The organism is Anaerolineales bacterium, assembly GCA_022866145.1.
Classification (GTDB): domain Bacteria; phylum Chloroflexota; class Anaerolineae; order Anaerolineales; family E44-bin32; genus PFL42.
This window is the reverse complement of the sequence record JALHUE010000159.1, coordinates 1-1935: the sequence shown is the minus strand read 5'-3', so window position 1 is coordinate 1935 and position 1935 is coordinate 1. Positions and strand designations below refer to the sequence as shown.

Genomic DNA, 1935 nt, shown 5'->3' with positions numbered 1-1935 from the left:
GATGTCTACAACGATGTTAGCTACTATGAAGGACAGCTTCAAGTGGGCGCCGGGGTTTTCCCGCCAGGCCTTCCCGGCTACAGCGATGATGTCGTCGGCCTGCCCTACGATGTCGACGCAGCGCGCCAGGCCCTGCGTCAGTCCAGCTACGGCGGCGCTGAGGCCTTGCCCGAGATTCTGCTGACAGACTCTGGAGCAGGGGGGGATATCGATCCCTCGACCGCCTACTTGGTGCAGGCATGGAAGGAGACACTGGGCGTTACCGTCCAGGTGGAACTCGTCGATTCGTTTGGGTACGCCGAACAGGTGTACGCCGGGAAGCACGGGCAGATCGTGCCTTGGGGCTGGTGTGCTGACTATCCAGATCCGGAGAACTTCGCCGACCTTCTGTTTCACTCAGGGAGCACACAGAACATCGGCAAGTACAGCGATCCGGCACTCGACGACCTGCTTGAGCAGGCACGCAGCGAGCAGGATATCGAGGCGAGACTGGCCATGTACCGCCAGGCTGAACAGCGCCTGATCGACGACGCCGCCGCGATCTTCCTGGCCCATTCACCGACGGACTACATGCTGGTCAAGCCGCACGTGGGGGGCTACCGCGGTACACCCTTCGGTGTAGCCCAGAACATGTATCTATCGATCGTGGAGCCCTGACGTCCCGTCGGTTACGGCCAACATCGCCAAGGGAGTATCCCCGAGCTGGCCCAAGACCGGCCGGGTTCGGCGTGGAAAGCAGGCAAGGTCTGCCGTTGACAAGGTGCGCCCAGCCGATCATTGCGCGCTATTCACACTCGAAGAAGTAGTCGCTAAATCCTTCGCTCTTGTCCATGATGAACACAGGATTCCGGCCAAACATCTCTACTGTATCTTTCACACTAGTGCAGTAACCCTCCAAGTCCTGAAACTCCCATTCGTATGAAATCAGGTTGAAACCACCCTCGAAAGTGGCGTAGCTATAGTTGCCATAGTAACATTCCGGGCAATCAGCGTTGCCTTCAGCAATCACCAGGCCGCAGATCTCAATCACCTTGCCCTTGTCGCTTGCAGTGATCGTATCGGGCGAAACGCAGGAAGACTGCGGGGGGCGAGTCGATGTCGGGGAGGGTCTGCGTGTCGCCGTAGGTTCCGGTGTATTGGTTGGATAGGGTGTCGGCGTGTATGTTGGCTGAGGCGTTTGCGTCGGTGGTGAAAGCCCAAGATCAACTGAGCATGCCAGCGTAGCCAGAAGACTCGCCAGAAGGCAGCTGGCGAAAGCGAGGGTAGATCGCCTCATTGCATCCTCCCTCCAAATGAGCGGACCCGCAACATGGTACGGCCCTATGGCCCCAGCCTAGCACAGGTTGGCGAAATCCTACCTTCCAGCGGCCTTCCACCCAGTGAGGCTGCTTCACCCCAGCCTACGGACTGCTCGGGGTGGAGTCTTGGAGAGTGGGGGGTCGGAATTGACCGTAGGCAACACCCGCACAAGCATTTACACAGGGTCATCAGCCAGCGGTACCACGAGTCGCTAGGCACTGTCACACCGGCAGACGTCTACTTCGGCAGAGGCCAGGAGGTTCAGTCGTGACGGAAGGAGTTTGGACGCAGAATGCTTGAGGGCCGCCGCCTTCCGCACACGGAGATGCTCGGGGCAGCTGCGTGAACCTCAACGCCGAGCAAGTGTGTCTTCACGTGGAGCCGTGATTTGTCTCACTTTGGCTGACACGATACAGCCGCCTGCGTGAGGTCCGCGCGAGCTGTGCGCGGTCGCCAGCGCCCAGCACACGACGGCGGCGGCGAGCAGCAAGTGATCCGCCGCCCTTGCCATGACCTCGTGGATGTAGTTCTCACTCATGGTCTCACCTCGGGTATGCGGTTACAGGGTGCGCCAGCGCCCACGCGCCGCGGCTGGCCGCAGGGCGGGATGGCATCGCAGGCGTGGGCAGGGTCTTC

Annotated in this window: 2 protein-coding genes; one reads left to right on the top strand and one right to left on the bottom strand. The window is 60.5% G+C overall.

Translation table 11 applies throughout. From position 1 onward, the window contains the following. Window positions 1-657: ABC transporter substrate-binding protein (locus MUO23_04975; GenBank protein ID MCJ7512305.1), on the top strand; the 657-nt coding region annotated here is incomplete at its 5' end. 127 nt (window positions 658-784) lie between these two features. On the opposite strand, the gene MUO23_04970 is transcribed toward MUO23_04975, so the two are convergent. Further along, a complete protein-coding gene (locus tag MUO23_04970) occupies window positions 785-1030 on the bottom strand; it encodes a hypothetical protein (GenBank protein MCJ7512304.1) in 246 nt (81 codons plus the stop codon). Between the last annotated feature and the right edge of the window lie 905 nt (window positions 1031-1935).